Raw genomic sequence first — 26,109 nt, 5'->3', positions numbered from 1 at the left:
ACAACTCACGATTCGAGCTCCATGCGCGTCATCAAGCCCCTTCGCCTCTCCGTCATGCAGCGCGTGCTCACGATCCGGCGCAGCCATCACCTGAGCGTCGGGCTCCTGGTGTTCTTTCCGCTCGACGCCCCGGAGGTGCCGCTGCCCGAGGTCTCGATGTGGCAGCGGGTGACGCCCGCGCTCGGCAAAGACGGTCTCCTGGACGAAGGGTTGCCCAAGCCGCGGGGCGAGGTCCTCGTCTTCGGCAAGGCGTTCTCTCCCGGGGGGGAGCCCCGGCCGGCCTTCGCCGCGAGCCTGACGGTCGGCCCGGCCGACAAGCCGCTCGTCGACAAGACGCTCGCGGTCGTCGGCAAGCGGCGGTGGCACCACGGCGCGCCGACCGAGCCCGAGCCGATCACCGAGATGCCGCTCGTCTGGGAACATGCGTTCGGCGGCCCGGACTACCCGCTGAACCCGAAGGGCATGGGGCTCGGGCCGATCGAGGACGAGGAGGCCAGGGTGCACTACCTGCCCCACCTCGAGGACCCGCGGTGCCTCCTCAAGTCGCCCGGCGACAGGCCGCCGCCCGCGTGCTTCGGGGCGCTCGATCCCACGCTCGCGTCGCGGCTCGCCAAGCTCGGCACGTACGGCGCCGAGTGGCTGCAGCACGATTTCCCCGGCTACGCCCGGGATCTCGACCCCGAGTACTTCCAGGTGGCCCCGGAGGACCAGCGGCTGCCGGACTACTTTCAGGGAGGAGAGCCGATCAGGCTCAAGAACCTCCACCCGACGCGGCCGCAGCTCGGGACCCACGCGCCGAGGCTCCGCGCCCGGTGCTTCGTGCGCCAGCGGGGCGCCGCGGAGGCGGACGGCGAGGAGGACCTCCGGGAGGTCGCGACGCGCCTGGAGACGGTGCTCCTCTTCCCCGACCTGGAGCGCGGTGTCGCGATCTTCCGCGGGGTCGTCCCGGTGGCGGAGGACGACGCCGACGACGTGCGCCTGATGATCGCCGGCCTGGAGCGGCTGGATGCGCCGAAGCCCGTCGAGCACTACCGCGCCGTGCTGGCGAGGCGGCTCGACAAGGACAAGGGGCACCTCCACGCCCTGAACGACAAGGAGCTCCTGCCCAAGGCCGAGCCCGACGCCCCGTCGTTTCCGGACGAGGCGATCAGCGACATGGAGGCGCTCATGCGCCGCGAGCGGACCCTGGAGCAGCGCTCGATCGCGCGGGCGCAGCGCGAGCTCGATCAGGCGCGCCTCACCCTGCGGATGCTGGGGATGAACCCGGACGAGAAGCTCCCGCGGGAGATCGAGCGCCCGGAGGAGCCGAAGCCCGACGAGCTGGCGGAGCTCGCCGACCGGATGGATCTCGAGGCCGCGGAGCTCCAGAAGCAGTCCGATGCGCAGCGCAGGAATGCCGAGGACGAGGCGCGGAAGCTCTGCGCGGAGCAGGGGCTCGACTTCGATCAGGTGGTCGCGAAGAGCAAGCGCGAGGGGGGCGGCCCGCCGAAGTTCAGCGCCGACGAGGAGCTCTCCCGCCTGCGCGAGCTCGCCGAGGCGGGGCGCAAGGCGGGCGCGCCGATGGATGACCTCGAGGCGAAGCTCGCGGACCCGGCGTTCGCCGCGAGCCTGCGCAGGACCGAGGAGAGGGTCGTGGGCGCATACCGCGCCTTCGCGCACCTGTACCCGCCGACCGAGCCCGCGGAGGAGCAGAAGAAATCCGATCTGCGCGCGGAGGTCGAGCGGGCGCTCGCCGCCGGCGAGCCGCTCGCGCGGCGCGATCTGACGGGCGCCGACCTCCACGGGCTCAGCCTCGCCGGCGCCGATCTGCGCGAGGCGCTCCTCGAAGGCGCGGATCTGTCGGCGTGCGATCTCGGCGGGGCCGATCTGACGGGCGCGGTGCTCACGCGCGCGAAGCTCGAGGGCGCGCGGCTCGGGAAGGCGACGCTGCGCGGGGCGAACCTCGGCGAGGCGCGCGCGGCGCGCGCGAGCTTCGACGGGGCCGATCTCCGCGGCGCGGTGCTCCACAAGGCGTGGCTCGAGGGGGCGCAGCTCTCGGGGGCCGACCTCGCCGGGGCCGACTTCCTGGAGGCCAGGGTGCCCGGCGCGGATTTCAGCGGCGCTGCGGCGGACGACGTCCTCTTCTTCGAGCTCGACCTCGCGGGCGCGCGCTTCGCCGGCGCGAGCCTGCGCAAGGCGACGTTCTTTCAGTGCGCGGGGGCGGGCGCGGACTTCGGCGAGGCCGAGCTCGAGGACGCGGCCTTCGTCGAGTTCAAGGGCGAGAAGGCCTCGTTCCGAAGGGCGAAGGCCACGGCCCTGCGCATGGTCTCCGCCTCCGCGCTGCCGGGCGCGGACTTCTCCGGGGCCGAGCTCGCGCGGGCGAACCTCCGCGGGGTCGACCTGGAGGGCGCGATCTTCGAGGGCGCCTCGGCGGACGGCGCGGACTTCAGCGAGGCGAACCTCCGCAAGGCGCGCCTCGCGCAGATCTCGGGCAAGGGCGCGCGGTTCAACCGGTCGGACCTCACCGAGGCGGATCTGACGGGCGCGAACCTCATGGACGCCATGCTGCAGAAGGCGAAGGTGCCAGGCGCCCGCTTCGAGAACACGAACCTCTTCCGCGCCAACTTGCTCGACGCGAAGGGCGATCAGCGGACCTCCTTCTCCGAGGCGCACATCAAGCACGTCGTGTTCACGGGGCAGGGCAAGTGACCCGCGACGAGCTGCTCGCGAAGGTGAGCGAGGGCGAGGTCATCGCCGGGGAGGACCTGTCCGGGCTCGACCTGTCCGGGCTCGACCTGTCGGGCGTCGTGTTCGAGAAGACGACGTTCCGCGGCGCCCGGCTGAAGGGCGCGAAGATCAGCGAGTCCATGTTCAACGGGTGCGATCTCTCGAGCGCCGACCTGTCCGGCGCGCGGGCCCGCCACGCCGTGTGGAGCCGGTGCGCGCTGCTCCACGCGCGCCTCGACGAGAGCGACCTCGTCTCGGCGAGCTTCGCCGAGTGCGACGCCTCGCGGGCCAGCTTCGACCGCGTGAACCTCACGATCGGGAGCATGGTCAAGGGGCGCGCCGACGAGGCGAGCTTCCGCGAGGCCAACCTGGACCGGTTCTCGCTCGTGGAGACCGAGGCCGCGCGCCTCGCGCTCGACGGGGCGAAGCTCAGGCAGGCCTGCCTCATCAAGGCGGATCTGTCGACCGCGAGCCTGCGCGGCGCGACGCTCCACCTCACGGTGCTGATCGGCGCCCGCCTCCGCGGGCAGGACCTGTCGGGCATGGACCTGACCCTTTCGCAGCTCACCGACGCCGATCTCGCGGGGTGCGACCTGCGCGGGGCCCGGCTCGTCCAGGCGAATTTCAAGGGCGCGGACCTCACCGCGGCGAAGCTCGACGGCGCGGACGCCGAGCGCGGCCTGTTCCTCGGCGCGCGGCTCGCCGGCGTGTCGGCCGCGGGCCTCAAGGCGCGGCAGGCGATCTTCTCCGAGGCCGACCTCGAGGCCGCGGACCTCACCGGCGCCGACCTCTACCAGGCCATCTTCCACCGGGCGTCGTGCCCGATGGCGAGCTTCCGCGACGCGGACCTGACGTACGCCGATTTCTCGCACGCGAGCGTCGAGAAGGCGGATCTTTCCCGCGCGAAGCTCTTCCGCGCCCGCTTCCACCAGACGCGCGACGCGGGCGCGACCTTCACGAGCCGGTCCGCCGCGCTCGGCGACGACCCGGAGCTGCTCGAAGCCGAGCGCTGGACGCCCTGAGGGGATGCCCCTCCCGACAGCAGGAGAGACACGATGCGAGACAATCTGGCCAGACAGCGGGTGGAGACCTTCGCGATCCAGGAGGTCGGCGCGGTGATCGGAGCGACGGACGGGTCGTTCCAGGTGCGGGTCGGGTCGGGCGACTACGCGGCGAAGCGCGCCGTGAGCTGCCTCGTCGAGCCGGCGCTCGGCGACCGGGTGCTCGTCGCGCTGCACGACGCGGGGTGCCACGTGCTCGCGGTGCTCGACCGCGAGGGCGACGCGCCGACGCGCCTCGTGGCCGAGGGGGACCTCGAGGTGAGCGCCCCGCGCGGTCGCGTCACGGTGGCCGCGGCCGAGGGCGTGCGCCTCGTGACGCCGGCCGAGGCCGCGGTGGCCGCGGGCAAGGTGCGCGTCGCGGCGAGCGAGGGTTCGCTCGCGGTCGGGGCGATGACGTACGTGGGCGAGCACCTCGTCGCGCAGGTGGACCGCGTGAAGACGGTCGCGCGGTCGGTCGAGTCGATCGCGGAGCGCTGGGTGCAGCGGCTCGACCGGGCGTACCGGTTCATCGCCGAGTCGGAGCAGGTGCGGGCGCAGTACTACGAGGTCACCGCGAAGTCCGCGGTGAACATCAAGGCGCAGGCGACGCTCGTCTCGAGCGGCGAGCTGACCAAGATCGACGGCGGGCAGATCCACCTCGGCTGACGGGAGGCACAGATGTTCGCGAACACGCAGATGGGAGGCATGGCCCTGGGCGGACCCGACGTGTGCCTGACGCCGCCGGCGCACCTGCCGGTGCCCTACCCCAACCTGGCGGCGCAGCCCATGGGGGTGCCGGCGGTCTACAACGTCCTGTTCATGTGCACGCCGGCGCACAACATGACGACCCAGGTGCCGCTGACGAACGGCGACAACGCCGGCCTGGAGACGGGCGTCGTCTCGCACACGGTGATGGGCCCCTCGCGGCACGTGACGGCGGCCTTCACCGTGCTCGTCGGCGGCGCGCCGGCCACGCGGATGACGAGCGTCACGATGCAGAACGCCGTCAACGCGCCCGGGGTCAGCATCGTCCCGAGCCAGCTCAAGGTGCTCGTTCTCGCCCCGTAGGCGGCCCTTGAAAGAGCACAACCGGCTCCGCATCGAGCGCCTCGCGGCCCGCTACGCGCGGCGCCTCGAGGAGGCGCGCGCCCCCGCGGAGGCCGATTTCCTCCGCGAGTTCGACGACCTGCGCGAGCGCCTGCTCCACCCTCCGATGGAGGAGTTCGCCGCCGAGCTCCGCAAGGCGGGGCACGCGCCGCGCATCGTGCTCGACGAGGGGCACGACACGCCGAGCGTCGAGCTCGCCCTCGGCCTGCGCGAGGCCAGGGCGAGCCGCAACGTGGTCGGCTTCTGCGTCATCCGCTGGGCCGGCCACCCGCTCCAGATCCTCGCCTACCTCGAGGTCAACCCCACGCCGTTCGATCTGGAGCGGTTCGCCCGCGCCGCCGACGTCGGGCCCGAGCGCGTCGAGCAGCTCCTCGTCGAGGCGATCGAGCACATCATGGTCTGCAACGCGCCCTGAGCGCCGTCGGCGCCTGGCCGCTCGCTCGGCGACACGGGCGGGCCTCGGGGGTATGCTCCGCCGATGAGTACCATCGAGCTCAGCGCGGAGAATTTCGAGAAGACGGTCGAGTCGAACGGCATCGTCCTCGTCGACTGGTGGGCGCCCTGGTGCGGCCCCTGCCGTGTCTTCGGGCCCGTCTTCGAGAAGGCCTCCGAGAAGCACGCGGACATCGTGTTCGGGAAGATCAACACGGACGACCAGAAGGACCTGGCGCAGGCCTTCAACATCCGCTCCATCCCGACGCTCTTCATCTTCCGCGAGAAGGTCCTCCTGTTCGCGGAGGCGGGCTCGCTGCCCGCTTCGGCGCTCGATCAGGTGATCGAGAAGGTGCGCTCGCTCGACATGGACGAGGTGCGGGCGAAGATCGCCGAGGACGAAGCGAAGGAGGCCGCCGGCGGAGGCGGCGTCGACGAAGGCCCCTGAGGAGAACGCTGCCTGCAGGGGCGGCGCCGACGCCGCCGCCCCGATGCCGTGGCGCCCTGGTCGATGGCCTCGTTGACGCTGGGGGCGCCCGCGCGGCCGTTCCAGGCTGAGTCCCCGGCGCCGTCGTCCACGTCCGGTCAGGGCGGGGACGCGGGAGCCATCGGTGTGACTCGATGTCGTCGATGTTCATTTTGATCGACCCAGAAGCGTCTCCCCGCCACGTTGTACCTCCCGTCACATCTGCCATGCGGCGCCGAGAGCGCGCTGAAGGGGCGATGAGGCAGCAGAGGCCCGCGACGGGAGCCCACGGGCGCGAGCCTGCCTGCGCCCACGAAGTGCTGAGTCGAGCGAGAATCGAACTTGCTCTGTCCTTGGCGTCCTTGGCGCCTCATTTCACTCTCGATCAACGCGATCGAGGCGCTCGCCTAGACGGTGGTCTTGTCGGCGCGGTGCTCGGTGGCCCCCGGGATGGCGGGCAGCCACGGCACGCGGTGCGCCGTCCAGAGCTGGAAAGACGGCGGCGGCAGGTCGCCCGGCCGGTCCATGGTGCCGAGGAAGATATCGAGCTCCCGCGCGCCGTCGCGGCGCCAGAAGAGCGATGAGCCGCAGGTCGAGCAGAACTGGCGGACAGCGAAGCTGGACGACCGATACGTCGCAGGCGAGCCGGAGAGCAGCTCGAACTGCTCGTCGGGATAGGTGGCAAACGCCGGCATGGGCGCGCCGGACTGGCGCCGGCACTGGCTGCAGTAGCAGATGTTGACGCTCACCGGCGCGCCGCGCGCACGGTAGCGGATCGCGCCGCACAAACAGCCGCCGGTGTGGTGAGCCTCGGACATGGCCATCGCCTCCTGGTTCCTGGAGTTCGCGATCGCCAGCCTGGCCTCTGGCGGCACGCGCGGCAACCGGCGCACGCGCCCGGCGCGGCGCAGGCATCAGCCGGAGGCCCGGAGCGGCCGGCACAGCCCATAACCCAGCACGCAACCGAGGCCATACAGCGCGAAGTCCGCAGGATCGAATCCGCCGTTCGCGCCGAGCAGAAGCCGCCCCGGGGTGGTGCTGCGCGCGGCCCACAGCCACGGCGCCTGGCTCAGCTGGAGCAGCTCGATCCCACACGTCGCGGCGAAGACCGCGAGCGCCAGCCGGTGGGTGCGCGCGGAGATCCACACCATCTGCGCCGCGGCGATCCAGACGACCTCGTAGAGCACCGCGCCGGCGCTGTTGCGCAACCAGACCGGACCGCCGTGGAACCGGGCGATCAGGCCGACAGGGACGACCGCCACGATCAGGAGGGCCAGCGCGAGGCGCTTGCGAGCGGCTTCCGTCATGAGCAGAGCTCAGCGTAGCGAGAGCGTGGAAACGCCGGGATGCCCGGATGCCAGGAGAGAACGCCAACCTTACCTCTCCTGGTGCCTCCGGCGCTTGCCGGTCCTTCTCTGTCGTCGGGCGTCTGGTCGCGAGACGGCCCTATCACGCCACCACCCCCAGCACCAGACGCGCCGCCGGCGGCATGCCGCTGGGCTCGTCCACCACGGTGCACGACACGCCCCGGTGCTCCCGCGCGACGAAGCCGCACTGGAGCGCGCGCCGCGGGGCGCCGCTCCGGTTGCGCGTCCCGGAGTGCCAGAGATGGCCGTTGAAGACGAGCACCGAGCCCGCCCCGGCCTGGACCGTGAGCTCTTGCGGGTGGCGGTTGGCCGGCTCCGCGAGATCCTTCGGCGGCCTCCGCCGCAGCCTATGAGACCCGGGCACGACCCGCGTCGGGCCATTGTCGGGCGTGACGTCGTCCAGGTACCACAGCGCGGTGACCACGTGGAACGCGCCCGGATCGCCCTGCGAGCTCCAGTCCATGTGGAGCCCCTGCTGGCCGAGGCCGTGGCGCGGGCAGCGCCACGCCACCGCCCCCAGCGCGAACGACCGGCGGAGCACGTGCCACGTCGCCGCGAGCAGCCGGGGCCACTGCACGACGCGCAGGACAGCGCCGTGGCGCTCGCCGAGGTGGCCAATCTGCTGGTTGCCGCCCTGGGCCGCGTCGCGCTCGCCGTCGTCACGCCACCCGTCGCACTCGGCGCGCAGCGCTTTCAGCCACGCGGGATCGACCGCCGAGCAGAACAGGACGTAACCTGCATCGTCCAGCGCGCGCTTCTCGTCGGCCGAGAGGGTCGATGGCCCCGCGCCGAGCGCTGCAAGAGCCGCCTCGAACGCGGCGTCAGGGCCCTGCCTCGTGTCTTCCACGGGGTCCAGCATACACCCGCTCGATCGCGGGCCGCGCGGCCGACCAGCCGCGGCCGTCGATTCAGCACGTCCCGCTCGCCGACGCGATACGGCGCCTCACGCGCCGCGCGCAGGGCGGAGCGCGAGCGGCGCGGTGCCTGTGAGCAGCCCCGCCGCGAGGGCGACCACGCCGCCGAAGCCGACGCAGGCGCAGCCGAGCGCGCCGGTCAGGGCGGCGACGCCGCACGCCGAGGCCCAGGACGCCCCGAGCCGCTCCGACCGGCGCAGCACCCGCGAGAGCAGCACGCCGGCGGCGACCCCGCCCGCCAGGCAGGCAGGGACGCAGATGGATACACACCCTTCCGGGGTGCACAGGTGACCGTAAATGCGCGCCGCGTGCGCCGCTGCGAAGGGCACGAGCCCCGCCGCGACGCCGGGGAGCACGCCTCGCCCGAGCTGCTGCCCGCGCCACGAGAGCAGCGCCGCCGCGATGTAGAGCGCCGCGCCGAGGATCGCGGTGGTGACCGGGCGGTCGCTCATCAGCGTCGCAACGAGCGCCACGGCGATCGTCGGCGCCGCTGCCCAGGCGGCCCTCCTCGCCCTCCCCCGCTCGTACGCGCGATAGGCCCTCTCCTTCAGGCTCAGGCCCGCAAGCGCCTCACGTTCCATAGATCCTCCTCCACGCCTCCCGCAGGCGCGCAAACGCGCGCTCGCGGCGCTTGCGCAGCGCCGCGCTCGACACCGACGGATCGCGATCGACCTCCAGCAGGGTCGCCCTCAGCGTCTCGCGATCCGCCTCGGCCAGCGTGCCGAGCACCTCGCGCGCCGCGTCGTCCAGATCCCGGGCGATCGCCGCCTCCTCCGGCGTGGGCACGTCGGCCGCGATCGACGGGACATGCTCGTCCGGAGCCTCCCTCGACCGGGACCGCCGCCGCCGCGTCGTGCGGCACTCCCACGTCGCGATGGCGAGCGCCCAGGTCAGCGCGTCCCCGTCGGGATCGAACGAGCTGGCGCGGTCGAACACCTTGAGCAGCGCCTGCTGGGCCGCGTCCTCCGCGTCCGCGCCGCCCCCGAGCATGCGGCGGCAGAACGCGCCGATCGCCGGCCAGAGGGCGGCGTAGACAGGCTCGAACGCCGCGCGATCGCCGTCGGCGAGGCGTCTCATCGACGCGTTGAGCAGCGATCGCGCGCGCGGTTCCAAGGGCGCTGGATGCTCAGCCGCAGGGGCAGTCGGGACAGGGGCAATCGGCGCACGGACAGCCGCCGGTGAGCTGCGTCCCAGCATAGGCCACCGCCGGGATTCCGAGGACGGCCGCGATCAGGGTCACCTTGAGCCAACGACGCATGGGATCTCTCCTTGTCTTCTCTGACCGGCTGTCCTCGCCGGCCTTCCTCGGCTCTAGGCGCGAGCGGGGCGAGCGTGACACCCGCGGCGATCGAAATCCTGGCGCCGAGGCGCGATCGCCGCAGATCGCCGCACGAGCGACGACCTCCGCTCCGTTCGCGGCGCGAGCGCCTTCGTCCAGACTGGCACGTCGTTCCGCCGGCCGGGCTCGACGTGCTAGGGTCCCGTGCCTATGTCTGGCCGCCCGTGGTTCGCTGCGCTCGGCGCCCTCTGGCTCGGGTGCACGCCATCGCGGCAAGACGCCGGCTCGCGCGCAGACGCGGCCGGGAGCGCGGGCGTGGCGGTCGCGGAGCCCTCGCCCTCCAGCGCGCCCTCCGCGCGCTCCAGCGCGCCGGAGCCGCCGCCGGAGGCGCTGGCCGCCTCGGCCCCGGCCGCGCCGGTCCCGGAGGTGGAGGCGGCGCGGGCGCGATCCGCGCGCGTGTACTCCAGGGGCCGCGAGGTGTGGATCCGGTCCGCGCCGCGGCCCAAGGCCCAGTGGATCGGCATGCTCTCGATCGGCGGCTCGGTCCGCCTGAAGAGCCTCGAGCCCATCCGCGGCGCCGGCGGCTGCCCGGCGTTCTACGCGGTGGAGCCGCGCGGCTATGTGTGCGTCGACGGCAAGCGCGCCACCCTGGACACCGCCGATCCCGTGCGCCAGGCGCTGATCCCCCATGCCCCGCTCGCCGATCGGCCGCTCCCGTACCGCTACGGCGAGTCGCTCGGCCTCAAGCGCCTCCTCCGCGTGGACGGCATCGACGCGCCGGCGTGGCCCGAGGGGCTCCACGATCTGCGGCACATGCAGGTCCGCCCGCGCTCGTCGGTCGCCTGGACCGAGGAGGTCGAGGCCGGCGGGACTACCTGGCTCTGGGCGTCGGATCTGACGTTCATACCGAAGGACAAGGTCAAGCCGTACGAGCCCGCCACCTTCGAGGGGGTGCACCTCGGCGCCGAGGCGCGCCTGCCGATGGCCTTCTTTCGCCGCAAGGCGCGCCCGAAGTACCGCCTCACGGAGGGAGGCCCGCCCGCGAAGACAGACGCCGTGTGGGAGCGCCTCGGCCGGATCGGGCTGACGGGCCGATCGAAGCGGGTCGGCGAGCTGACGTATCTCGAGACCCGGGACGACGGGCACTGGGTGCTCGAGCGCGACGCGGTGGTCGTCCAGCCGCGGAGGGCGCGGAACCCGTGGGGCCGCCCGATCCGGCTCGGCGGGGAGCCTCCCTCGGCGCCGGCGGACGGGCGCAGGAACACGTGGGTCGAGATCGCCGCCCTCGACGGCTGGCTCATCGCGTACGAGGACGACCGCCCCGTGTTCGCGACGCTGATCTCGGCCGGGCGCAACGGGGCCGAGGAGCCGGAGAAGGTCGAGCCGTTCGTGCCGCCTTCGACGACCCCGCTCGGCCAGTACAGCATCGGCCGCAAATGGGTGACGAAGACGCTCATCACGCCCCACGTCGACGCGGACGACTGGATCGAGGCGGAGGTGCCGTGGAGCCAGCACTTCTTCAGCAAGTACCTCCTCCACGCGGCCTACTGGCACGACCGCTGGGGCGAAGGGCAGAGCGGCGGGTGCGTGAACCTCTCGCCGGTCGACGCGAAATGGCTCTTCCACTGGACCGAGCCCGCCGTACCCGATGAGTGGTACGCGGTCCAGGCCACGCGCGACGACCCGTCCACGCGCGTCGTGATCCATCGCTGAGCCGCCGCCGCCCGGCGCGTGCGGGAGCGCGCCCGCGCCTCGCGCGCGCCTGCCGGAAGCCGCTATTTCGCCGGCGCGCTGGCCGCCTCGGCGCGCTCGCCCCCCCCGCCCGCCGCGGCCATGCGCCGCATGCAGAGCTTGAGTCCGGCGCGGAGGTTGCCAACGGTCGTGACGCCGGAGAGGTCGAGTCCGAGCGCGATCATCGTCTGCGCCACGTTCGCCCGGATCCCCGTGATGATCCCCTCCGCGCCGAGGAGCCGGATGGCCTTGATCATCTCGATGAGGTACCCGGCCGTCCGCGTGTCGACAGCGTCGACGCCGGTGAGATCGAGGATCGCGTACCGCGCGTCCTTGCTCACGATCGCCGAGAGCAGGTTGTCCATCGCCTCGGAGATCCTCAGGCTGTCCACGACGCCCACCATGGGGAGGGTCAGCACCTTGTCCCAGATCTCGATGATGGGCGTCGAGAGATCGCGGATGACCTCCTGCTGCGTCTCGATGAGCTCGAGCTTCGCCCGGAGCTCCTGCTCACGCCGCTTCGCCGCGGAGCCGTCCAGGCTGAGGGTGATCATGCCGTCGGGCTCCCCGCTGCCGTCGCGCACGGGGATGTGCCATGTCTCCCAGGCGGCGCCGTACGCCTCGTAGATGTTGTATGCGCCCTTGCCCGCGAGCGCCTGCCGATTGGTCTCCAGGGTCGCCTGGTCGTTCGCGAAGAGCTCGAGCACGTTCGCTCCCAGGAACTGACCCGGCTTCGCGCCGACGGCCTCGAGCCCCTTGCCGTCGTGAAACGTGAAGACGCCCTCACGGTCGTACCGGCACACGGTGATCGGAATGTGGTCGAGGATCGCGCGGAGGAGCAGCCGCGCCTCACGGAGCTCCGCCTCGAGCTCCTCGCGCGTCTTCGCTCCCGCCGTGCCCGACTCCGCGTCCCCCTTCATGGGAGCCTTCTACCGCGCACGCGCGCTGGCCGTCGAGGGGCTGTCGGTCGGTCGATGACGTTTCCCCCGCGCCGAGGAGCCGAGCTCCGCGGCGCTGGTTGACATGGTGTCCGATCGACACCAAGATTCGTGTGCAAATTACACGGAGGGTTGAATGTCCGTCTCCTACGAGCACCCGCGGCCGGCGCTGACGGTGGATTGTGTCGTGTTCGGCCTCGATGAGGAGGACCTCAAGGTCCTCCTCATCCGGCGGGAGCTCGAGCCGTTCCGCGGCAGGTGGGCGCTCCCGGGCGGGTTCGTGCGCGTCGATGAGGCGCTCGACGACGCCGCGCGGCGGGAGCTCGCGGAGGAGACGGGGCTCTCGGGGGTGTTCCTGGAGCAGCTCTACACGTTCGGCGCCCTGGGGCGGGACCCGCGCGAGCGCGTGGTCTCGGTGGCGTACTACGCGCTCGTGAAGCTCCGGGATCACCGGGTCAAGGCCGCGACCGACGCGCGCGAGGCGGCGTGGTTCGCGGTGGACGACACCCCGGCGCTCGCCTTCGATCACGACGAGATCCTCCCGGTCGCGCTGGAGCGGCTCAAGGGCAAGGTGCGATACAGGCCGATCGGGTTCGAGCTCCTGCCGCCGAAGTTCACGCTGTCGCAGCTCCAGCGCCTCTACGAGGCGATCCTCGAGCGCCCGCTCGACAAGCGCAATTTCCGGAAGAAGGCGCTCGGCACCGGGCTGCTCGTGGAGCTCGACGAGGTGGAGCAGGACGTGGCGCACCGCGCGGCGCGGCTCTACCGGTTCGACCGCCGGAAGTACGAGCGGCTCGAGAAGGACGGCTTCAGCTTCGAGATCTGAGGCGGAGCGCGGGCTCGTCTGTCCGCGCTGGCCGCCTCCTCCAGGAACGCGGCAGGAACGCCGGCGCCCGGGTTGACAACGTGTACGACGAACACTAAGCTTGGTGTGTAAGATACACGAACGATCGGGTGCTCGCCGGGCGCGGGCGCTGACGGTCGGCGTTGACCGCCGCGCGGACGGTGGAGCTCCGGCGCCGGGGAGGACCGCGCGCCCCGGCCTCCGTCTGCCCGGGTCCGGCCGCAGCGCGCCCTCGCCGGGCGCAGAAGGGAACTCCATGCTTCGCGACGTCGCTTTCTTGGCTGACATGGGAGGGGGCTCGGCCTTCGAGGTCGCCGGAGGGACGGTGACCGGGACCGATCACCTCGTCGCGGGGCGGCCCAACCAGGACGCCTGTGCCTTCCGGGCCGAGGGCGGCGCTCTCGTCGCGGTGGTCTGCGACGGCTGCGGCAGCGGCGCGCGCAGCGAGGTGGGCGCGGCGCTCGGGGCGCGGATCGTGACCGAGCAGGTGCTCGGCGCGCTCCGGCGCGGCGGAGACCTCGATTCGCCCGCGACGTGGGAAGAGGTGCGGCGCGGGGCGCTCGCGCCGCTCCGCGACGTGGCCGCCGGGATGGGCGGCAGCTTCACCGAGGTCGTGTCGACCTTCTTCCTCTTCACCGTGGTCGGCCTCGCGATCTCCGGCGACAGGGCGTGCGCGTTCTCCCTCGGCGACGGGCTCATCGCGCTCGGCGACGAGCTCCTGCGGATCGGCCCCTTCCCGAGGGACGAGCCCCCGTACCTCGCGTATGGCCTGCTCGATCGGCCGCCCGGCGGCGAGGCGCCGCGCTTCACCGTGCACCGCGCCTTCCCGTCGAGCGCGCTCCGGACTGCCCTGCTCGGGACCGACGGCGCGATCGATCTGCTGGAGTCGTCGTCACGGCAGCTCCCGGGGGGAGGCGAGGTCGGCCCGCTGTCGAGGTTCTGGGAGGACGACCGGTATTTCCGGAACCCCGACGCGGTGAGGCGGCGGCTCGCGCTCATCAACCGGTCGGTGACGCGGCCCGTGTGGAAGGAAGAGCGGATGGAGCGCGAGGGCGGGCTGCTCCGAGACGACACGACGGTGGTCGTCGTGCGGAGGGCGCAGGGCGCCCGCGATTGAGGCGCGGCCCTGCGCGGGATCGCAGGAGTCGCGGAGGGAAACGACAGGGCGTCTGCGCGTGGTTGCGCTCGATTGCGCTTGATTGCGCTTGATTGCGCTCGATTGCCCTCGATTCGGTTCGATTGCGTCCTGAGGAGGCGACTGTGGGCGTTTATCTTGGTTCAAAGCGGGTTCGGCTCGACCCTCGGGCCTCGATCGGCAAAGGCGGGGAGGCGGACGTGTTCGACCTCGGAGACGGCCGCGCGCTCAAGGTCTGGAAGACGCCCGATCACCCGGATTACGCCGGGCAGGACGCCGAGCAGCGCGCCGCCGAGGTGCGCATCGAGCGCCACCAGGACAAGCTGCGCGCGTTCCCGCCGGCGCTGCCCGATCAGGTGATCGCGCCCCTCGAGCTCGCGACCGATAAAACCAGGAAGCGCGTCGTGGGCTACGCCATGCGCCTCGTGCGCGGCGCGGAGCCGCTCCTGCGCTACGGCGAGCCGTCGATGCGCCACGGCGGGCTCTCGTCGGCCGCGGTCTCCGAGGTGCTCGCGCGGCTCCACAGGGCGGTCGCGGCGATCCACGACCGGGGCGTGGTGATCGGCGACTTCAACGATCTCAACGTGCTCGTCGCCGGCGGCGAGGTGTTCGTCATCGACGCCGACAGCTTCCAGTTCGGCCCGTACCTCTGCCAGGTATTCACCGAGCGCTTCGTGGATCCGCTGCTCTGCGACCCTTCGCTCCCCCGGCCGCTCCTGTCGAGGCCGTACTCGCAGGGCTCCGACTGGTACGCGTTCGCCGTGATGGTCATGCAGAGCCTGCTCTGCGTGGGGCCTTATGGCGGCGTCTTCCGGCCGCGGTCCGCGTCGGCGCGGGTGCCCGAGAGCGCGAGGCCGCTCCGCCGCATCACGGTGTTCGACCGCGAGGTGCGGTATCCGAAGCCGGCCATCCCGTACCGCGTCCTGCCGGACGATCTCCTGGACGCGCTCTACCGCGTCTTCGTCGAGGACCGGCGCGGCGTGTTCCCGCGCCGACTGCTCGACGCGCTCGCCTGGACGAGGTGCCCTTCGTGCGGCGTCGAGCACGCGCGCCCTGCCTGCCAGGCCTGCGCGGGCGCAGCGCCGGCCGTCGTGAAGGAGTCGACGGTCGTCCACGGCGAGGTGCTGGCGACGCGGATCCTGAGCACGCGCGGGGTGATCCTGGCCGCGGCCCTCGGCCCGGGCGGGCTCTCCTATCTCGTGAACGAGGGCGGCCGCTTCCTGCGCGAGGACCGGTCCGTCGTGATGTCCGGCGCGCCGCACCCCGCGACGCGCTTCGCGGTGCACGGCAAAGCCACGTTGATCGGCCGGGGCGGCGATCTCGTGGTGCTCTCGCCGGGGGCCGCGCCCGAGCGGATCCAGGTGGACTGCGTCGGGACGAGGCCCATCTTCGACGTCAACGCGCGCGCCCGCTACTGGACGCGCGGCGGGCAGCTCCTGCGCAGCGGGAAGCCGGGCGCCGCCGCGCTCTCGGGCGAGGCCGACGCCGTGCCGATGGGCGAGGTGCTCGCCGGGCAAACGCTGTTCTGGGTGGGTCCCACCTTCGGGCTCGGCTTCTACCGCGCGGGGAACGTCTCGATAGCGTTCGTCTTCGACGCCGATCGGCCCGGCCTCAAGGACACGGTCAAGCTGCCTTTCCCGGGCGGCAAGCTCACCGCGGCGACCTGCGTCTTCGACGCCGGCCCGAGCTCGTCGTCGAACGACGGCCGCGGGTGTCCGAACGACGGCCGCGGGCGCCCCCGCGCCGGGCGCGCATGGCTGTTCCTCGCCGCCGAGCAAGCCGGCCGGACCGTGCACCGGTGCGTCGTCGTGCGCGAGGACGGCGCGGTCGAGGCGGTCGCCGACGGCGACGGGGAAGGCGGCTCGTGGCTCGGCGCGCTGACCGGCAAGTGCGCGGCTTCCGGGTTCCTGCTCTCGGCGACCGACAGCGGCGTCGTCCGCGTCGAGGTCCGCGGGGGCGCGCTCGTCGAGACCCGGCAGTTCCCCGGCACCGAGCCGTTCGTCACCCAGGCTTCCCGGCTGCTCGTCGGCCCAGAGGGCCTGTTCGTCGTCGACGCACAGGCGATCACCTTGCTTCGTATCTCGTGAATCCACGCTGAGCTGACGGCCCGCGCTCGCGGGCCGATCGAGAGGAGAGAGAGAGACCATGAAATCGACAGAGCTCCCCCTGCCCGCCTTCTATGACGCCAGGAACGCCGAGCGGTGGGGCTTTCACCCCAATGAAGAGGCGCTGCACGGCGCCGCCGCCGCGTGGCGGAAGGCGCATGGCGTGAAGCCGTCGGCCGCGGACGCGCAGAACGTCCACCTCCTGCTCATCGACGTGCAGAAGGACTTCTGCTTCCCGCAGGGCTCGCTCTACGTCGCCGGCAGGAGCGGCACGGGCGCGGTCGACGACAGCCGCCGCATCGCCGAGTTCATCTACAGGAACCTCGCGTCGATCACGAACGTCACGGTCACGATGGACACCCACTTCGCTTACCAGATCTTCTTCCCGGCCTTCTGGGTGGATCGCGAGGACCGCCCGCTGACCGCGCACCGCGAGATCACGACGGCGCAGATCGACGCGGGGGAGGTGCGGCCGAACCCGGCGGTGGCGAAGTGGCTCTGCGGCGGGAGCTACCCGTGGCTCATGAAGCAGGTCCGGTATTACTGCGAGGAGCTCGAGAAGGCCGGGAAATACAAGCTCTACCTGTGGCCGCCGCACTGCATCCTCGGGAGCGACGGCCACGCGCTCGCGGGCGTCGTGCACGAGGCGCGGATGTTCCACGCGTTCGCGCGTGGCGTGCAGTCGTGGGTCGAGGTCAAGGGCGGCAACCCGCTCACCGAGAACTACTCGGTGATGCAGCCCGAGGTGCTGACGCGGCACGACGGCCAGCCGCTCGCGCAGCGGAGCACGGGCTTCCTGAGGACGCTGCTCCACGCCGACGCCGTGATCATCGCCGGCCAGGCCGCGAGCCACTGCGTCCGCAGCTCGATCGAGGACATCTTGACGGAGATCGCGCTCACCGACCGCGCGCTCGCCAAGAAGATCTACGTGATGACCGACTGCATGTCGCCGGTCACCGTGCCCGACGGCAAGGGGGGCTTCGCCGTCGATTTCACCGCCGAGGCGGACAAGGCGCTCGCCCGCTTCGCCGCCGCCGGCATGAACCTCGTGAAGAGCACCGACCCGATTCCGTGCCTGGGCGCATGACCTTGGAGGATCCGATGAGCAAGAACAAGGAGAACAACAACGGGACGAGCCGCGATGGCTCGCTCGACATCGAGCAGCTCTTCGAGGCGGCGCGGGACGACGGCGCGCTCTCGCCCGAGGCGATGCAGGCGCTGCACATCACCGACCTGGGCGCGCAGATCCAGGCCGGCTTCGGCGTGCAGGTGGACGACGTCGCGTCGTCGGAGGTGGTGCTCGTCACGGTGATGCCCGACGACTCGGGATCCATCAAATTCGCCGGCAACGCCCCGTCGGTGAGGGACGGGCACAACCTGGTCGTTGGCGCCCTCTCCGACTCGAGGCAGCGCGACTCGATCCTGGCGCACAACCGTTACCTGAACGGGGCGGTGCTGTATCCGTACTGCCCGATCGCCCAGGCCGTGAAGATGGACACGAAGAACTACGATCCCATGCTCGGCACGCCCCTCTACGATCAGACGGTGGTCTTGCTCGGAACGGTGATCGCGAAGGCGCAGGAGTTCGCGCTGAGCGGCGTCCCGGCGCGCACCGTCACGCTGATCATCTCGGACGGCGCCGACGCGGGCTCGACGTGGGCCAAGGCCAGGGACGTGTGCGCCCTCGTCCGTGACATGCGGCGGGCCGAGGCCCACATCGTGGCGGCGATCGGCATCGACGACGGGAACACCGATTTCCGCGCCGTCTATCGCGACATGGGGATCGAGGACCGCTGGATCCTGACGCCGAAGAGCGACGCGGCGGACATCCGCAAGGCGTTCGCGCTGTTCTCCCAGTCGGCGGTGCGCGCCAGCCAGGGCGGCGCGTCGTTTTCGAAGACGGTCGCGGGCGGCTTCGGCGGGTGACGCGCGCGCCCCCGGCTCGCCGCGCGCCTCCCCGCGCGGCGGCGGGCCCTCTTCACCTCTCGGCTGCTCCGGCGGAGGACCCGGATCAGGCCGCGGCCTCCCAGGGGACGACGCCGTAGCGGCGGCGCAGCTCGTCGAGATCCACCGCCATGTCGGACCAGAAGTCCCAGTCGTCCATCAGGTCGACGCTCATCTTCGTTCCGCGAACGAACGATCGCACGAGCTCGTCGGCGAGCCCGGGCGTCGCGAGCATCCCCTGCTGCGACGGCGCCAGCACGGTGAGCTGGACGCCCTGCTGGAGCTGCACCAGCAGGAACACGAGGATGCCAAACGGGTTCTCGCGGCGATACCCCGCCTGAAAGGCGATCGTCATCGCCTCTCCACGCAGATCCGTGCCGTAACCGGCGAGGATGTGGCTCAGGTCGTGCGTGAGCACGCCCTCGGGCACGCCGCGCTTCTCGCCGGGGAACGAGAAGCCGTTCTCTCGATAGAAGGTGAAGAGCGCCTTGCCGAGGGTGCCCTCTCTGTACGCCTCGAGCGAGCGGTAGCGCGCGGCGACTGGCTCGTTCTCCAGGATGCCCGCGAAGCTCGCGACGTTCCTGGCGAGCCCATACAGGCCGCCCTCATCGAGCATGCGCCGCACGTTCTTGCCGAGCAGCGAGCTCCGGCTGATGTCGATGCGCAGGAGGAGCAGCCGCCGCTCGTACAGGTGGTGGAGCTGGCGGACCGCGTCCGGCCGCGCCCCGAGCGCCGCGGCGAAGCGCTCGACCTCGAGCAGCTCGCGCTCGTCGACGCGCTCGCCGCACAGGGTCATGGCGCAGAGACCGTTGATGAGCTGCTCGCGCAGAGCAGGGTGCTCGACGGCGCGCGCGAGCTCCTCGGGCGCTATCGGGGCGAGCGCGTCGATGTCGACGTCGGTGTGAAGGAGGTGCCGCTGCACCGCGGCGATCGCGTCGCGCCGCGATCCGTCGAGGGGGCCGGCCGAGGTAAGGACGACCTTGATGGCACGCAGACCCGCGTGCGCCTGTTCTTGGCTCGGGATGAGGTAGGTCATGCCAGAGAGGATGGTGCCGAGCGCGCGTCCCGTCCTTGACCGGCGACGCCAATGTCTTGACCGAGCGCGCCGCCTGGCCGAGCAGCAGGTCCGCGGCGGCTCGACGCCGCGGGCGCCCGGCTCCGATCCACCTGCCATGCGCTGCGCGAACAGCGTCCGGGACATAGCTCATCTCGATCTCCCGCTGTGCCCGAGGTTCTCGCTGGCCGGCCACTCGCCGCTCAACTATTTGCGGGTGTGTGAGCCCGAGGGCGTCTCGCGGAGGTCTCATGCAGCTGAGATTCGTGGAAGCAAACCGGAAACGTCTCGGGAACGTCCAGCTTCCGAGCGCGATCACACAGGGCATCAGGAGGTTCTTCGCCACGTCCAATGCGCTTCGTCCGGATGGAACGTGGCGAAACTGGGGAGCCAACCATCAATGCAAACCCGAGAGCTTCCATGAGCCCGGGTCGATCGACGAGCTCGTGGCGATCGTCGACAGCGCGAGGGCGAGGTCCAAGAAGATCCGGATCGTCGGCGCCGGACATTCCTGGTCCGACATCGTGTGCACGGACGAATGGATGGTCAGCCTCGCGCGCATCAACGAGCTCATCGGGCTCGATCGGAAGAACAGGACCGTCACCGTCCAGGCAGGGATGCGCGTCGCGGACCTCATCGATCACCTCGACGCCGCCGGCCTCGCGCTCGTCAACCTGGGAGAGGTCGACGCGCAGCACGTCGGAGGTGTCATCGCGACCGCGACCCACGGCTCCGGAAGCACCGGCTCGTTCTCCAGCGCCGTGCTCTCCGCGAAGCTCTTGCTGTCGTCTGGCAAGGTCATCGAGATATCCAGCGCGCGCAACGCACAGTACCTCGATGCGGTCAGGACCAACCTTGGCTGCCTCGGGATCGTCGTCGAGGCGACGCTCGCGGTCCGCGAGTCGTTCAACGTGCTGAAGCACCAGAAGGTCTTCGAGACCGAGGCGGCGATCGCGAACGCCGCCCACTTTCTCTCGCTCTCCGACCCGTACGCGATGAACAAGGTGTTCTTCTTTCCGTACGGCAGGCAGCACATCTACGCCGCGAAGAGGGAGGAGCTGTCAGCGCCGTCCCTCTGGGACAGGCTGCGCAACCCGCTCCTCGCCGTGGGCGACAGGCTCACGTTGAGCGTCTTGATGAACGCCGCGCGGCGGGTCCCGATCGACCTGAAGCCGCGCTTTCTGAGGGCGGCGCTGGCCGCGGTGAGCACGAGCTCCTACCAGGTCGGAAAATCGTACGATCTCCTGCTCTTCGCGCACGATCCTCGCTTCAAGGTCGTCGCTGGCCACATCGAGTCCGAGATCGCGATCCCGATCGAGGGCCTGGGACCGGCGGTCACCTCGCTGTTCGAGCTCATGGAGCGGAGGACGTTCAAGATCAACGGGTACATCCTGGCGCGGACGGTCACCAGGGAGACGGCGTGGATGAGCCCCGCCCACGGTCGCGACACGGTGTTCCTGACCTTCGCGCACTTCCCTTCCGAGGCGGAAGATTGGAAGGCCATCTTCGCCGAGATCGAGACCTTCATGATCGAGCGCCATCAAGGCCGGCCGCACTGGGGGAAGATCAATTTCACGAATCGAGAGTACGCGGAGAAGGCATATCCTCGGTACGTCGACTTCGCCGATGTCCGGAGGGAGCTCGACCCGATCGGCATGTTCGCGAACGACTTCATCCGGCGGCACTTCGCCGTCGCGAGGGAGGCCGTTCCCATGAGCGCCCGGCCGGCCCCCGCCTGAGCGAGGGCGGCGAGAGCGGCAGAAGCCCGGACGGGCTCGCGCGATGAGCGCCCTCCGATGCGCCCTCTTGATGTCGGCTGTCGCGCCTGGTAGCCGTGCTCGCCGCGCGGCCGTCCGTGCGCCTCGCCCCTCCGCGTGGCGGCGCCGGAGCGGTCGCGGCTCCAAGGTGGTTGATCATGACGGTCGTACGGTGGAAGGCGTTGGAGCGGCGCGTGGTCCAGCACTCGCCGTGGCGGAGGATCGAGGACGTCACCTTCGAGCTCCCGGACGGGCAGGTCCGCACGTTCTCGCTCAAGAAAGAGGGGCGAGTCGTCTGCGTCCTCGCCATCTCGCGCGAGAAGAGGGTGATCCTGGCGCGCCAGTACAGGCCGGGGCCCGATCGGATCCTCGACGAGCTCCCGGGCGGCGGCGTCGAGCCAGGCGAGGCCCCGGAGGCGGCGGCGGCGCGCGAGCTCCTCGAGGAGACGGGGTATGTCGCCGGGCGGCTCGTGCCGCTCGGCCGCCCGCTGGAGTGCGCTTACTCGACCATCGAACGTCACGCGTTCCTGGCGGTGGACTGCGCGCGCGACAGGGCGCAAGCGCTGGATGAGACGGAGTTCATCGACGTGGTAGAGAAGCCGATCGAGGACTTCGTGGAGCAGCTCAGGGAGGGCGCCTGCACCGACCCCGAGGTCGGGTGGATGGGGCTTTACGAGCTGGGCTGTCTGAGAGCGAGCGCCTGAGCCTCGCCACGCGGTGGAGGCGCGCGGACGCCGGCGCCGCGATGCCCGCCGGTCGCTGGGTGCGCTAGGATGGAGCTCATGCGCAGGCACGATCACGTCCTCCTCGCTCCCGGTGCCGGCGCCTCCGGTCGTACGGTCCACGCGCCTCCGGCCGGCAGGGCGCGCCCGCACGTGGACGACCGGCTGGCGCCGCCCGAGACGCGGGTGGAGTACCTCCACGGCGTCGAGGTCTACGCCGCCCCGGCCGATCCGCCGCACGCGACGCAGCATTTCGATCTGACCTACGTCCTCGGCGCCCACGTCGCCGAGGGCTACCGGGGCGCCGTGGACATGCTGACCCGGACCGACCTCGGCAGCGACTACGCGGCCGACGCCAGCGTCTTCGCGCAGAAGCCCGACCGCGCGGGCCGGCGGCGGCTGGAGGAGCTGGCGTTCGAGGTCAGCGACAAGCAGGCCCTCGCCGTTCCGACCACCAAGGCGCGCCTGCTGATCGCCCGCGGCGTGCGGCGGGTGTTCTGCATCCTGGTGAAGCAGCGCCGGGTGATGGAGTGGTCGCGCGAGACCGACGGCTGGCGCCCGCTGCCCAAGGATGCGGTCATCGAGGATCCCTGCCTCGTGCGCCCGCTGCCGATCCAGGCGCTCCTCGAGGCCACGTCCTCGGACGACGCCGTGGCACGCGCGCTGCTCGACAAGCGCGTGCCCGCGCTCGAGGCGGCGCTCGCGGAGGGCGAGGCGCGCGGCGAGGCCCGCGGTGAAGCGCGCGGCGAGGCCCGCGGCGAGGCCCGCGGTGAAGCGCGCGGCGAGGCGCGTGGCGAGGCGCGTGGTGAAGCGCGCGGCGAGGCGCGCGGCGAGGTCAGGATGGCGCAGGAGGCCATCCTCACGGTGCTGGAGTCGCGCGGGGTCGCCACGCCGGCCGAGGTGGCCCGTGCGATCGCCGGCTGCGAGGATCTGGGCAAGCTACGGCGATGGATCAAGCGCGCGGCGACCGCGACGACCGCCGCCGAGGTCGTCGCCGGCTCCCGGCGCAAGCGCTGAGCGAGGGCCGCCGCGGCGCGGGCGCGCGCTGGACGCCCTCCCCCCCCCGCGCGCGCCCCATTACTCGTGATCGCCCCCGCTGCGGCGCACGTGCTTCTTCTCGCCCGTGCGCCGCTTCTCGTCGAGCCGCCGCGCCTTCGACGCACGCGTAGGCCGCGTCGGCCTTCGCTGCACCGGCACCTCGAGCGCGCGCAGGATCAGCGCGCGCAGCTTCTCGCGCGCGTCGTCCAGGTTGCGCAGCTGGTCGCGCGTCAGCTGGCTCACGATGAACAGCCGCCCCTCGGCGTCGAGCCGACCGCGCGCCAGCACGCGCAGCCTCGCCTTGGCGTCGTCGGCGAGCTCCGGCCACGCGCCGAAGTCGAAGCGCAGCTCCACCTTGGAGGCGACCTTGTTGACGTTCTGACCGCCGGGCCCCGACGCGCGAACGGCGCTCCAGCTGAGGAGCGCGGCCGGGGCGGTCAGCGCATCGTTGACGACGAGGGGATCGGACACGGCGGCTCTCCTGCCCTGCGGGCGGCGCGAGCGCCGTGCGGAGCGGCTGACGCCTAGCACGCGCGCGCCGCGCCCGCCGCGCCGCGCGCAGGGCGCGGCCTGCCGGCGAGGAGCGCGTGTGCGATAGAGTCGCCATGCAGGGCCCCCCTGATCACGCCGCCGCGCCGCCGGGCGCCCCTCACCGAGGCCACCCCCCTCCTGCGCGGCTCCGCCTGCTTCGCTGCCTCGGCGTCGCCTCCGGTCCGGCCGCCGCCCTCGCGATCGCGCTCATCCCGAGCGGGCTCCACGCCGTCCCTGGTTACGGCCACCGCCCCGCATACGCGGCCGCGGTCGCGGCGTGGATGGCGCTGTGGTGGCTCTTCGAGGTGCTCCCCGTCGCGCTCACCGCCTGCTTGCCGCTCGTTCTCTTCCCGTTGCTCGGCGTCTTCGGCCGCGGGCTCGCGGGCGACGCGGCCCGCGCCGCCGCGCCGTTCGTCGACGCGTACATCTTCCTCTTCCTCGGCGGCATGGCGATCGGGGCCGCCATGGAGCAGTGGAGCCTTCACCGCCGGGTGGCGCTCCACATCATGCGGGCCGTCGGCACGGACCCGAAGCGCCTCCTGCTCGGCATGCTGGTCGCGACGAGCTCCATCTCGCTCTGGATCTCCAACACCGCGACCGCCGTGATGATGGTCCCCATCGGGCTCGCCCTGCTCGCGCAGCTGGAGTCGGCCGCCGGGGGGCGCAGGCTCACGCACTACGGGACGGCGATCATGCTGGCGGTGGCCTACGCCTCCAACGTCGGCGGGATCGGCACGAAGATCGGCACCGGGACGAACTCCATCTTCTGCGGCTTCCTCGCTGACAAGCTGGGCCACGATCTCGGTTTTCTGCAGTACATGGCGATCGCCCTGCCGTTCGTTGTCCTCTTCGTCCCGCTGCTCTGGCTCGCCCTGTGGCGCGTCGGCAAGCGGGACGGGCTCGGCCCCGGCCGTGCGCGCGACGCGCTCGACCGCGAGCTCGCGGCCATGGGCCCGATGAGCCGCGGCGAGAAGACGGTCGCCGCCGTCTTCGCGGCGGCGAGCGCGCTCTGGATCCTTGGCGATCCGCTGCGCGCCGCGCTCGCGCCGCGCGTCCAGGCCGCGCTCGAGGGCCTTGGCGCCGCGCTGGGCTCGGGCGCCGCGGCCGGCTTCAAGGTGCAGGGCAAGCACTACGAGGCGACCGTGGCCGTCCTGGCGGCGCTCGGCCTGCTCGCCTTGCGCGCCCTCTCGCTCGCCTCCCTGCGCAGGATGCCCTGGGGCACGCTCGCCTTGCTCGGCGGCAGCTTCGCGATGGCGGCCGGCATCGAGGGCGGCGGGCTCTCGGCGTGGATGGCCGCGGAGCTCGCGGTCGTCGCCGAGGCGCCGCTGCTCGCGCAGATCGGGCTCGCCAGCACCGGCACGATCGCCCTGTCGGCGCTGGCCTCCAACACCGCCACGGTGAACGTGGCGCTCAACGTGCTCCCGCAGGACCTCGGCGTGCTGTTCGCGGCCACGATCGCCGCGTCCTGCGACTTCATGCTGCCGACGGGCACGCCGCCCAACGCCATCGTGTTCGGCAGCGGGTACGTGCGGCTCCCGGCGATGATCCGGACAGGCTTCCTGCTCAACGTGGCTGCCGCCGCGATCATCACGGTCTACGTGTACGGCTACGCGCGGCACCTTATCGGCGGCTGAGCGCAGGGGCGGCGCGGTGCGGTTTTGTGTATAAGCGCCGGCGCAACGAGTCACCGGATACTTCGCAAGCGGAAAGAACGCCGATGAAGGAGAAGGTCATGAACGCGACAGACGGCCTGTGGAGCCCACCGGCGCCGGCGGCACGGACCGCGGGCACGGGAGGGCCGCGGGGATGAAGATCGCCACGTCGTCGTCGACCGCTGCGGGGGCGAGCGCCGCGTTCGCCGAGGCCATGTCGGCGCTGCGCGCGGGCCTCGGCGCGGAGCCCGATCACGTCTTCCTGAGCTACACGGCCTCCTATGACGTCGACGAGCTCGCGCGCGCCACCGCGGCGCTGCCGCCGTCGGTTCGCGTCCACGGATCGAGCTCGTGCCAGTCGGTCATGACCGCTGCCGGCGTTCATGGCGCCCCCGGCCCCGGCCTCGCCCTGCTCGGGGTCGCCGACGCGCAGGGCGCCTATGGCGTCGCGGCCGAGCGGATCGGCGGCGCCCCGCGGGCCGCCGGCGCGCGCGCCGCGGCGCGTGCGATCGAGGACGCCGGGCGCTCCGGCGAGCTCCCGGCCCTGCTCTGGCTCAGCGTGCAGACCGGCGCGGAGGAGGACGTCCTGCTCGGCATCGAGGACGTCGTGGGCCCCAACGTGCCCGTGTTCGGCGGCTCCACCGCGGCGGACTCCATCGTCGGCAGGCAATCGCAGATGGAGCGCGGGCTGGCCCACGAGGGCGCGGTGCTGCTGACCGCCCTCTACCCGTCCGGGGAGATCTCCTATGCGTTCAGCAGCGGCTATGCCCCCACCGAGCACCGCTGTCGCGTGACCCGCGCCGAGGGCAGGCGCCTGCCCGCGATCGACGGGCTCCCGGCCGCCGAGGTCTACAACCGCTGGACCGGCGGCCTGATCTCCGCGCAGCTCGGCGGCGGGACGATCCTGGAGCACACGGCGCTCCACCCCCTCGGGCGGCCCTCGGGCTGGATCGGCAAGGTCCCCCAGTTCTTGCTCATCCACCCGGACACCGTGCAGCAGGACAACTCCATGACGCTCGGCGCCAACATCAACGAGGGCGACGAGCTCGTGCTCATGCAGGGATCGCGCGAGAGCGTGATCGGCCGGGTCCGCTCCGTTGTCGACGCCGCGCTGGGGGCCGCGCCGCCCTCCTTCCGCGCGCAGGGCGCGCTCGTGATCTTCTGCGCGGGGTGCATGCTCGCCGTGCGCGGCGAGCTCGATCGCGTCGTCCAGGGGGTGGCCGCGTCGCTCGGGGAGACGCCGTTCCTCGGCAGGTTCACCTTCGGCGAGCAGGGGTGCTTCACCCGGGGCAAGAACCAGCACGCGAACCTCTCCATCAGCGTCGTCCTGCTCGGAGACTGAGATTT

Annotated in this window: 26 protein-coding genes; 17 read left to right on the top strand and 9 right to left on the bottom strand. The window is 71.9% G+C overall.

All coding sequences use genetic code 11. From position 1 onward, the window contains the following. Positions 1 to 21 precede the first annotated feature (21 nt). From WME95_RS13255 to trxA, 6 genes are all read left to right on the top strand, one after another. Complete coding sequence (locus WME95_RS13255) at positions 22 to 2,688, top strand: DUF2169 domain-containing protein (RefSeq protein WP_437908744.1); 2,667 nt, start codon at positions 22 to 24, stop codon at positions 2,686 to 2,688. Continuing rightward, positions 2,685 to 3,728: a pentapeptide repeat-containing protein gene (locus tag WME95_RS13250; RefSeq protein ID WP_437908743.1), complete on the top strand. Its 1,044-nt coding sequence runs from the start codon at positions 2,685 to 2,687 to the stop codon at positions 3,726 to 3,728. Before WME95_RS13255 ends, WME95_RS13250 begins: the two co-directional genes overlap by 4 nt. Before the next feature lie 33 nt (positions 3,729 to 3,761). Next, on the top strand, positions 3,762 to 4,412 hold the full coding sequence (locus tag WME95_RS13245; RefSeq protein ID WP_437552171.1) for a DUF3540 domain-containing protein: 651 nt from the start codon (positions 3,762 to 3,764) through the stop codon (positions 4,410 to 4,412). A 12-nt stretch (positions 4,413 to 4,424) separates the two neighbouring features. After that, on the top strand, positions 4,425 to 4,814 hold the full coding sequence (locus WME95_RS13240; protein ID WP_437908742.1) for a DUF4150 domain-containing protein: 390 nt from the start codon (positions 4,425 to 4,427) through the stop codon (positions 4,812 to 4,814). A gap of 7 nt (positions 4,815 to 4,821) precedes the next feature. Then, a complete protein-coding gene (locus WME95_RS13235; protein ID WP_437908740.1) occupies positions 4,822 to 5,268 on the top strand; it encodes a hypothetical protein in 447 nt (148 codons plus the stop codon). Positions 5,269 to 5,331: 63 nt separating this feature from the next. After that, positions 5,332 to 5,733, top strand: coding sequence for a thioredoxin (trxA, locus tag WME95_RS13230; RefSeq protein ID WP_437908738.1), 402 nt, complete (start codon positions 5,332 to 5,334; stop codon positions 5,731 to 5,733). Between the two features lie 425 nt (positions 5,734 to 6,158). On the opposite strand, the gene WME95_RS13225 is transcribed toward trxA, so the two are convergent. The 6 genes from WME95_RS13225 to WME95_RS13200 form a co-directional block, all read right to left on the bottom strand. Then, a complete protein-coding gene (locus tag WME95_RS13225) occupies positions 6,159 to 6,569 on the bottom strand; it encodes a GFA family protein (RefSeq protein WP_437908736.1) in 411 nt (136 codons plus the stop codon). Between the two features lie 96 nt (positions 6,570 to 6,665). Further along, complete coding sequence (locus tag WME95_RS13220) at positions 6,666 to 7,058, bottom strand: DUF2809 domain-containing protein (protein WP_437908734.1); 393 nt, start codon at positions 7,056 to 7,058, stop codon at positions 6,666 to 6,668. Positions 7,059 to 7,200: 142 nt separating this feature from the next. Beyond that, positions 7,201 to 7,965 (bottom strand): phytanoyl-CoA dioxygenase family protein, encoded by a 765-nt coding sequence (locus tag WME95_RS13215; protein WP_437908733.1) that lies wholly within the window; start codon positions 7,963 to 7,965, stop codon positions 7,201 to 7,203. 96 nt (positions 7,966 to 8,061) lie between these two features. Beyond that, positions 8,062 to 8,613 (bottom strand): hypothetical protein, encoded by a 552-nt coding sequence (locus tag WME95_RS13210; RefSeq protein WP_437908732.1) that lies wholly within the window; start codon positions 8,611 to 8,613, stop codon positions 8,062 to 8,064. Then, complete coding sequence (locus WME95_RS13205) at positions 8,603 to 9,109, bottom strand: RNA polymerase sigma factor (RefSeq protein ID WP_044968331.1); 507 nt, start codon at positions 9,107 to 9,109, stop codon at positions 8,603 to 8,605. Before WME95_RS13205 ends, WME95_RS13210 begins: the two co-directional genes overlap by 11 nt. Positions 9,110 to 9,158: 49 nt before the next feature. Continuing rightward, positions 9,159 to 9,290 (bottom strand): hypothetical protein, encoded by a 132-nt coding sequence (locus WME95_RS13200; RefSeq protein WP_269454239.1) that lies wholly within the window; start codon positions 9,288 to 9,290, stop codon positions 9,159 to 9,161. 231 nt (positions 9,291 to 9,521) lie between these two features. On the opposite strand from WME95_RS13200, the gene WME95_RS13195 reads away from it, so the two are divergent. Further along, positions 9,522 to 11,024 carry a L,D-transpeptidase gene (locus WME95_RS13195; protein WP_437908731.1) on the top strand — a complete coding sequence of 501 codons (1,503 nt, stop codon included), beginning with the start codon at positions 9,522 to 9,524 and terminating at the stop codon, positions 11,022 to 11,024. Between the two features lie 62 nt (positions 11,025 to 11,086). On the opposite strand, the gene WME95_RS13190 is transcribed toward WME95_RS13195, so the two are convergent. After that, positions 11,087 to 11,962, bottom strand: a complete 876-nt coding sequence (locus WME95_RS13190; protein WP_437908730.1) for an STAS domain-containing protein — start codon at positions 11,960 to 11,962, stop codon at positions 11,087 to 11,089. A gap of 154 nt (positions 11,963 to 12,116) precedes the next feature. On the opposite strand from WME95_RS13190, the gene WME95_RS13185 reads away from it, so the two are divergent. From WME95_RS13185 to WME95_RS13165, 5 genes are all read left to right on the top strand, one after another. Continuing rightward, positions 12,117 to 12,806, top strand: coding sequence for an NUDIX hydrolase (locus WME95_RS13185; protein ID WP_437552160.1), 690 nt, complete (start codon positions 12,117 to 12,119; stop codon positions 12,804 to 12,806). Between the two features lie 304 nt (positions 12,807 to 13,110). After that, entirely contained in the window at positions 13,111 to 13,941 is an 831-nt protein-coding gene (locus WME95_RS13180) for a protein phosphatase 2C domain-containing protein (protein ID WP_437910979.1), read from the top strand. A 143-nt stretch (positions 13,942 to 14,084) separates the two neighbouring features. Next, a complete protein-coding gene (locus tag WME95_RS13175; protein WP_437908729.1) occupies positions 14,085 to 16,046 on the top strand; it encodes a hypothetical protein in 1,962 nt (653 codons plus the stop codon). A 58-nt stretch (positions 16,047 to 16,104) separates the two neighbouring features. Further along, positions 16,105 to 17,151, top strand: a complete 1,047-nt coding sequence (locus WME95_RS13170; protein ID WP_437908728.1) for a nicotinamidase — start codon at positions 16,105 to 16,107, stop codon at positions 17,149 to 17,151. A 14-nt stretch (positions 17,152 to 17,165) separates the two neighbouring features. Further along, complete coding sequence (locus WME95_RS13165; protein ID WP_437552156.1) at positions 17,166 to 17,990, top strand: hypothetical protein; 825 nt, start codon at positions 17,166 to 17,168, stop codon at positions 17,988 to 17,990. Positions 17,991 to 18,075: 85 nt separating this feature from the next. Here the strand turns inward: WME95_RS13165 and WME95_RS13160 are convergent, their stop codons facing one another. After that, a complete protein-coding gene (locus tag WME95_RS13160; protein WP_437908727.1) occupies positions 18,076 to 19,044 on the bottom strand; it encodes a hypothetical protein in 969 nt (322 codons plus the stop codon). 269 nt (positions 19,045 to 19,313) lie between these two features. Between WME95_RS13160 and WME95_RS13155 the strand changes: the two genes are divergently transcribed. The 3 genes from WME95_RS13155 to WME95_RS13145 all read left to right on the top strand — a co-directional run bounded on the left by WME95_RS13155 (position 19,314) and on the right by WME95_RS13145 (position 22,558). Next, the gene (locus WME95_RS13155; RefSeq protein WP_437908726.1) at positions 19,314 to 20,801 is read left to right on the top strand and encodes a D-arabinono-1,4-lactone oxidase; all 1,488 of its coding nucleotides are present in this window, start codon (positions 19,314 to 19,316) and stop codon (positions 20,799 to 20,801) included. 176 nt (positions 20,802 to 20,977) lie between these two features. Beyond that, on the top strand, positions 20,978 to 21,523 hold the full coding sequence (locus WME95_RS13150) for an NUDIX hydrolase (protein WP_437717309.1): 546 nt from the start codon (positions 20,978 to 20,980) through the stop codon (positions 21,521 to 21,523). 78 nt (positions 21,524 to 21,601) lie between these two features. After that, positions 21,602 to 22,558, top strand: a complete 957-nt coding sequence (locus WME95_RS13145; protein ID WP_437908725.1) for a Uma2 family endonuclease — start codon at positions 21,602 to 21,604, stop codon at positions 22,556 to 22,558. A 60-nt stretch (positions 22,559 to 22,618) separates the two neighbouring features. Here WME95_RS13145 and arfB read toward each other — a convergent pair whose 3' ends face one another. Next, positions 22,619 to 23,050 (bottom strand): alternative ribosome rescue aminoacyl-tRNA hydrolase ArfB, encoded by a 432-nt coding sequence (arfB, locus tag WME95_RS13140; RefSeq protein ID WP_437552151.1) that lies wholly within the window; start codon positions 23,048 to 23,050, stop codon positions 22,619 to 22,621. 134 nt (positions 23,051 to 23,184) lie between these two features. Between arfB and WME95_RS13135 the strand changes: the two genes are divergently transcribed. Together WME95_RS13135 and WME95_RS13130 are read left to right on the top strand one after the other, a co-directional pair. After that, positions 23,185 to 24,744, top strand: a complete 1,560-nt coding sequence (locus WME95_RS13135; protein ID WP_437908724.1) for an SLC13 family permease — start codon at positions 23,185 to 23,187, stop codon at positions 24,742 to 24,744. A gap of 172 nt (positions 24,745 to 24,916) precedes the next feature. Beyond that, entirely contained in the window at positions 24,917 to 26,104 is a 1,188-nt protein-coding gene (locus tag WME95_RS13130; protein ID WP_437908723.1) for an FIST signal transduction protein, read from the top strand. Positions 26,105 to 26,109: the final 5 nt, after the last annotated feature.

Source organism: Sorangium sp. So ce327, from assembly GCF_051530205.1.
GTDB lineage: Bacteria > Myxococcota_A > Polyangia > Polyangiales > Polyangiaceae > Sorangium > Sorangium cellulosum_B.
Note: the sequence above shows the minus strand (reverse complement) of the source record. Positions and strands in the feature narration are given on the sequence as shown.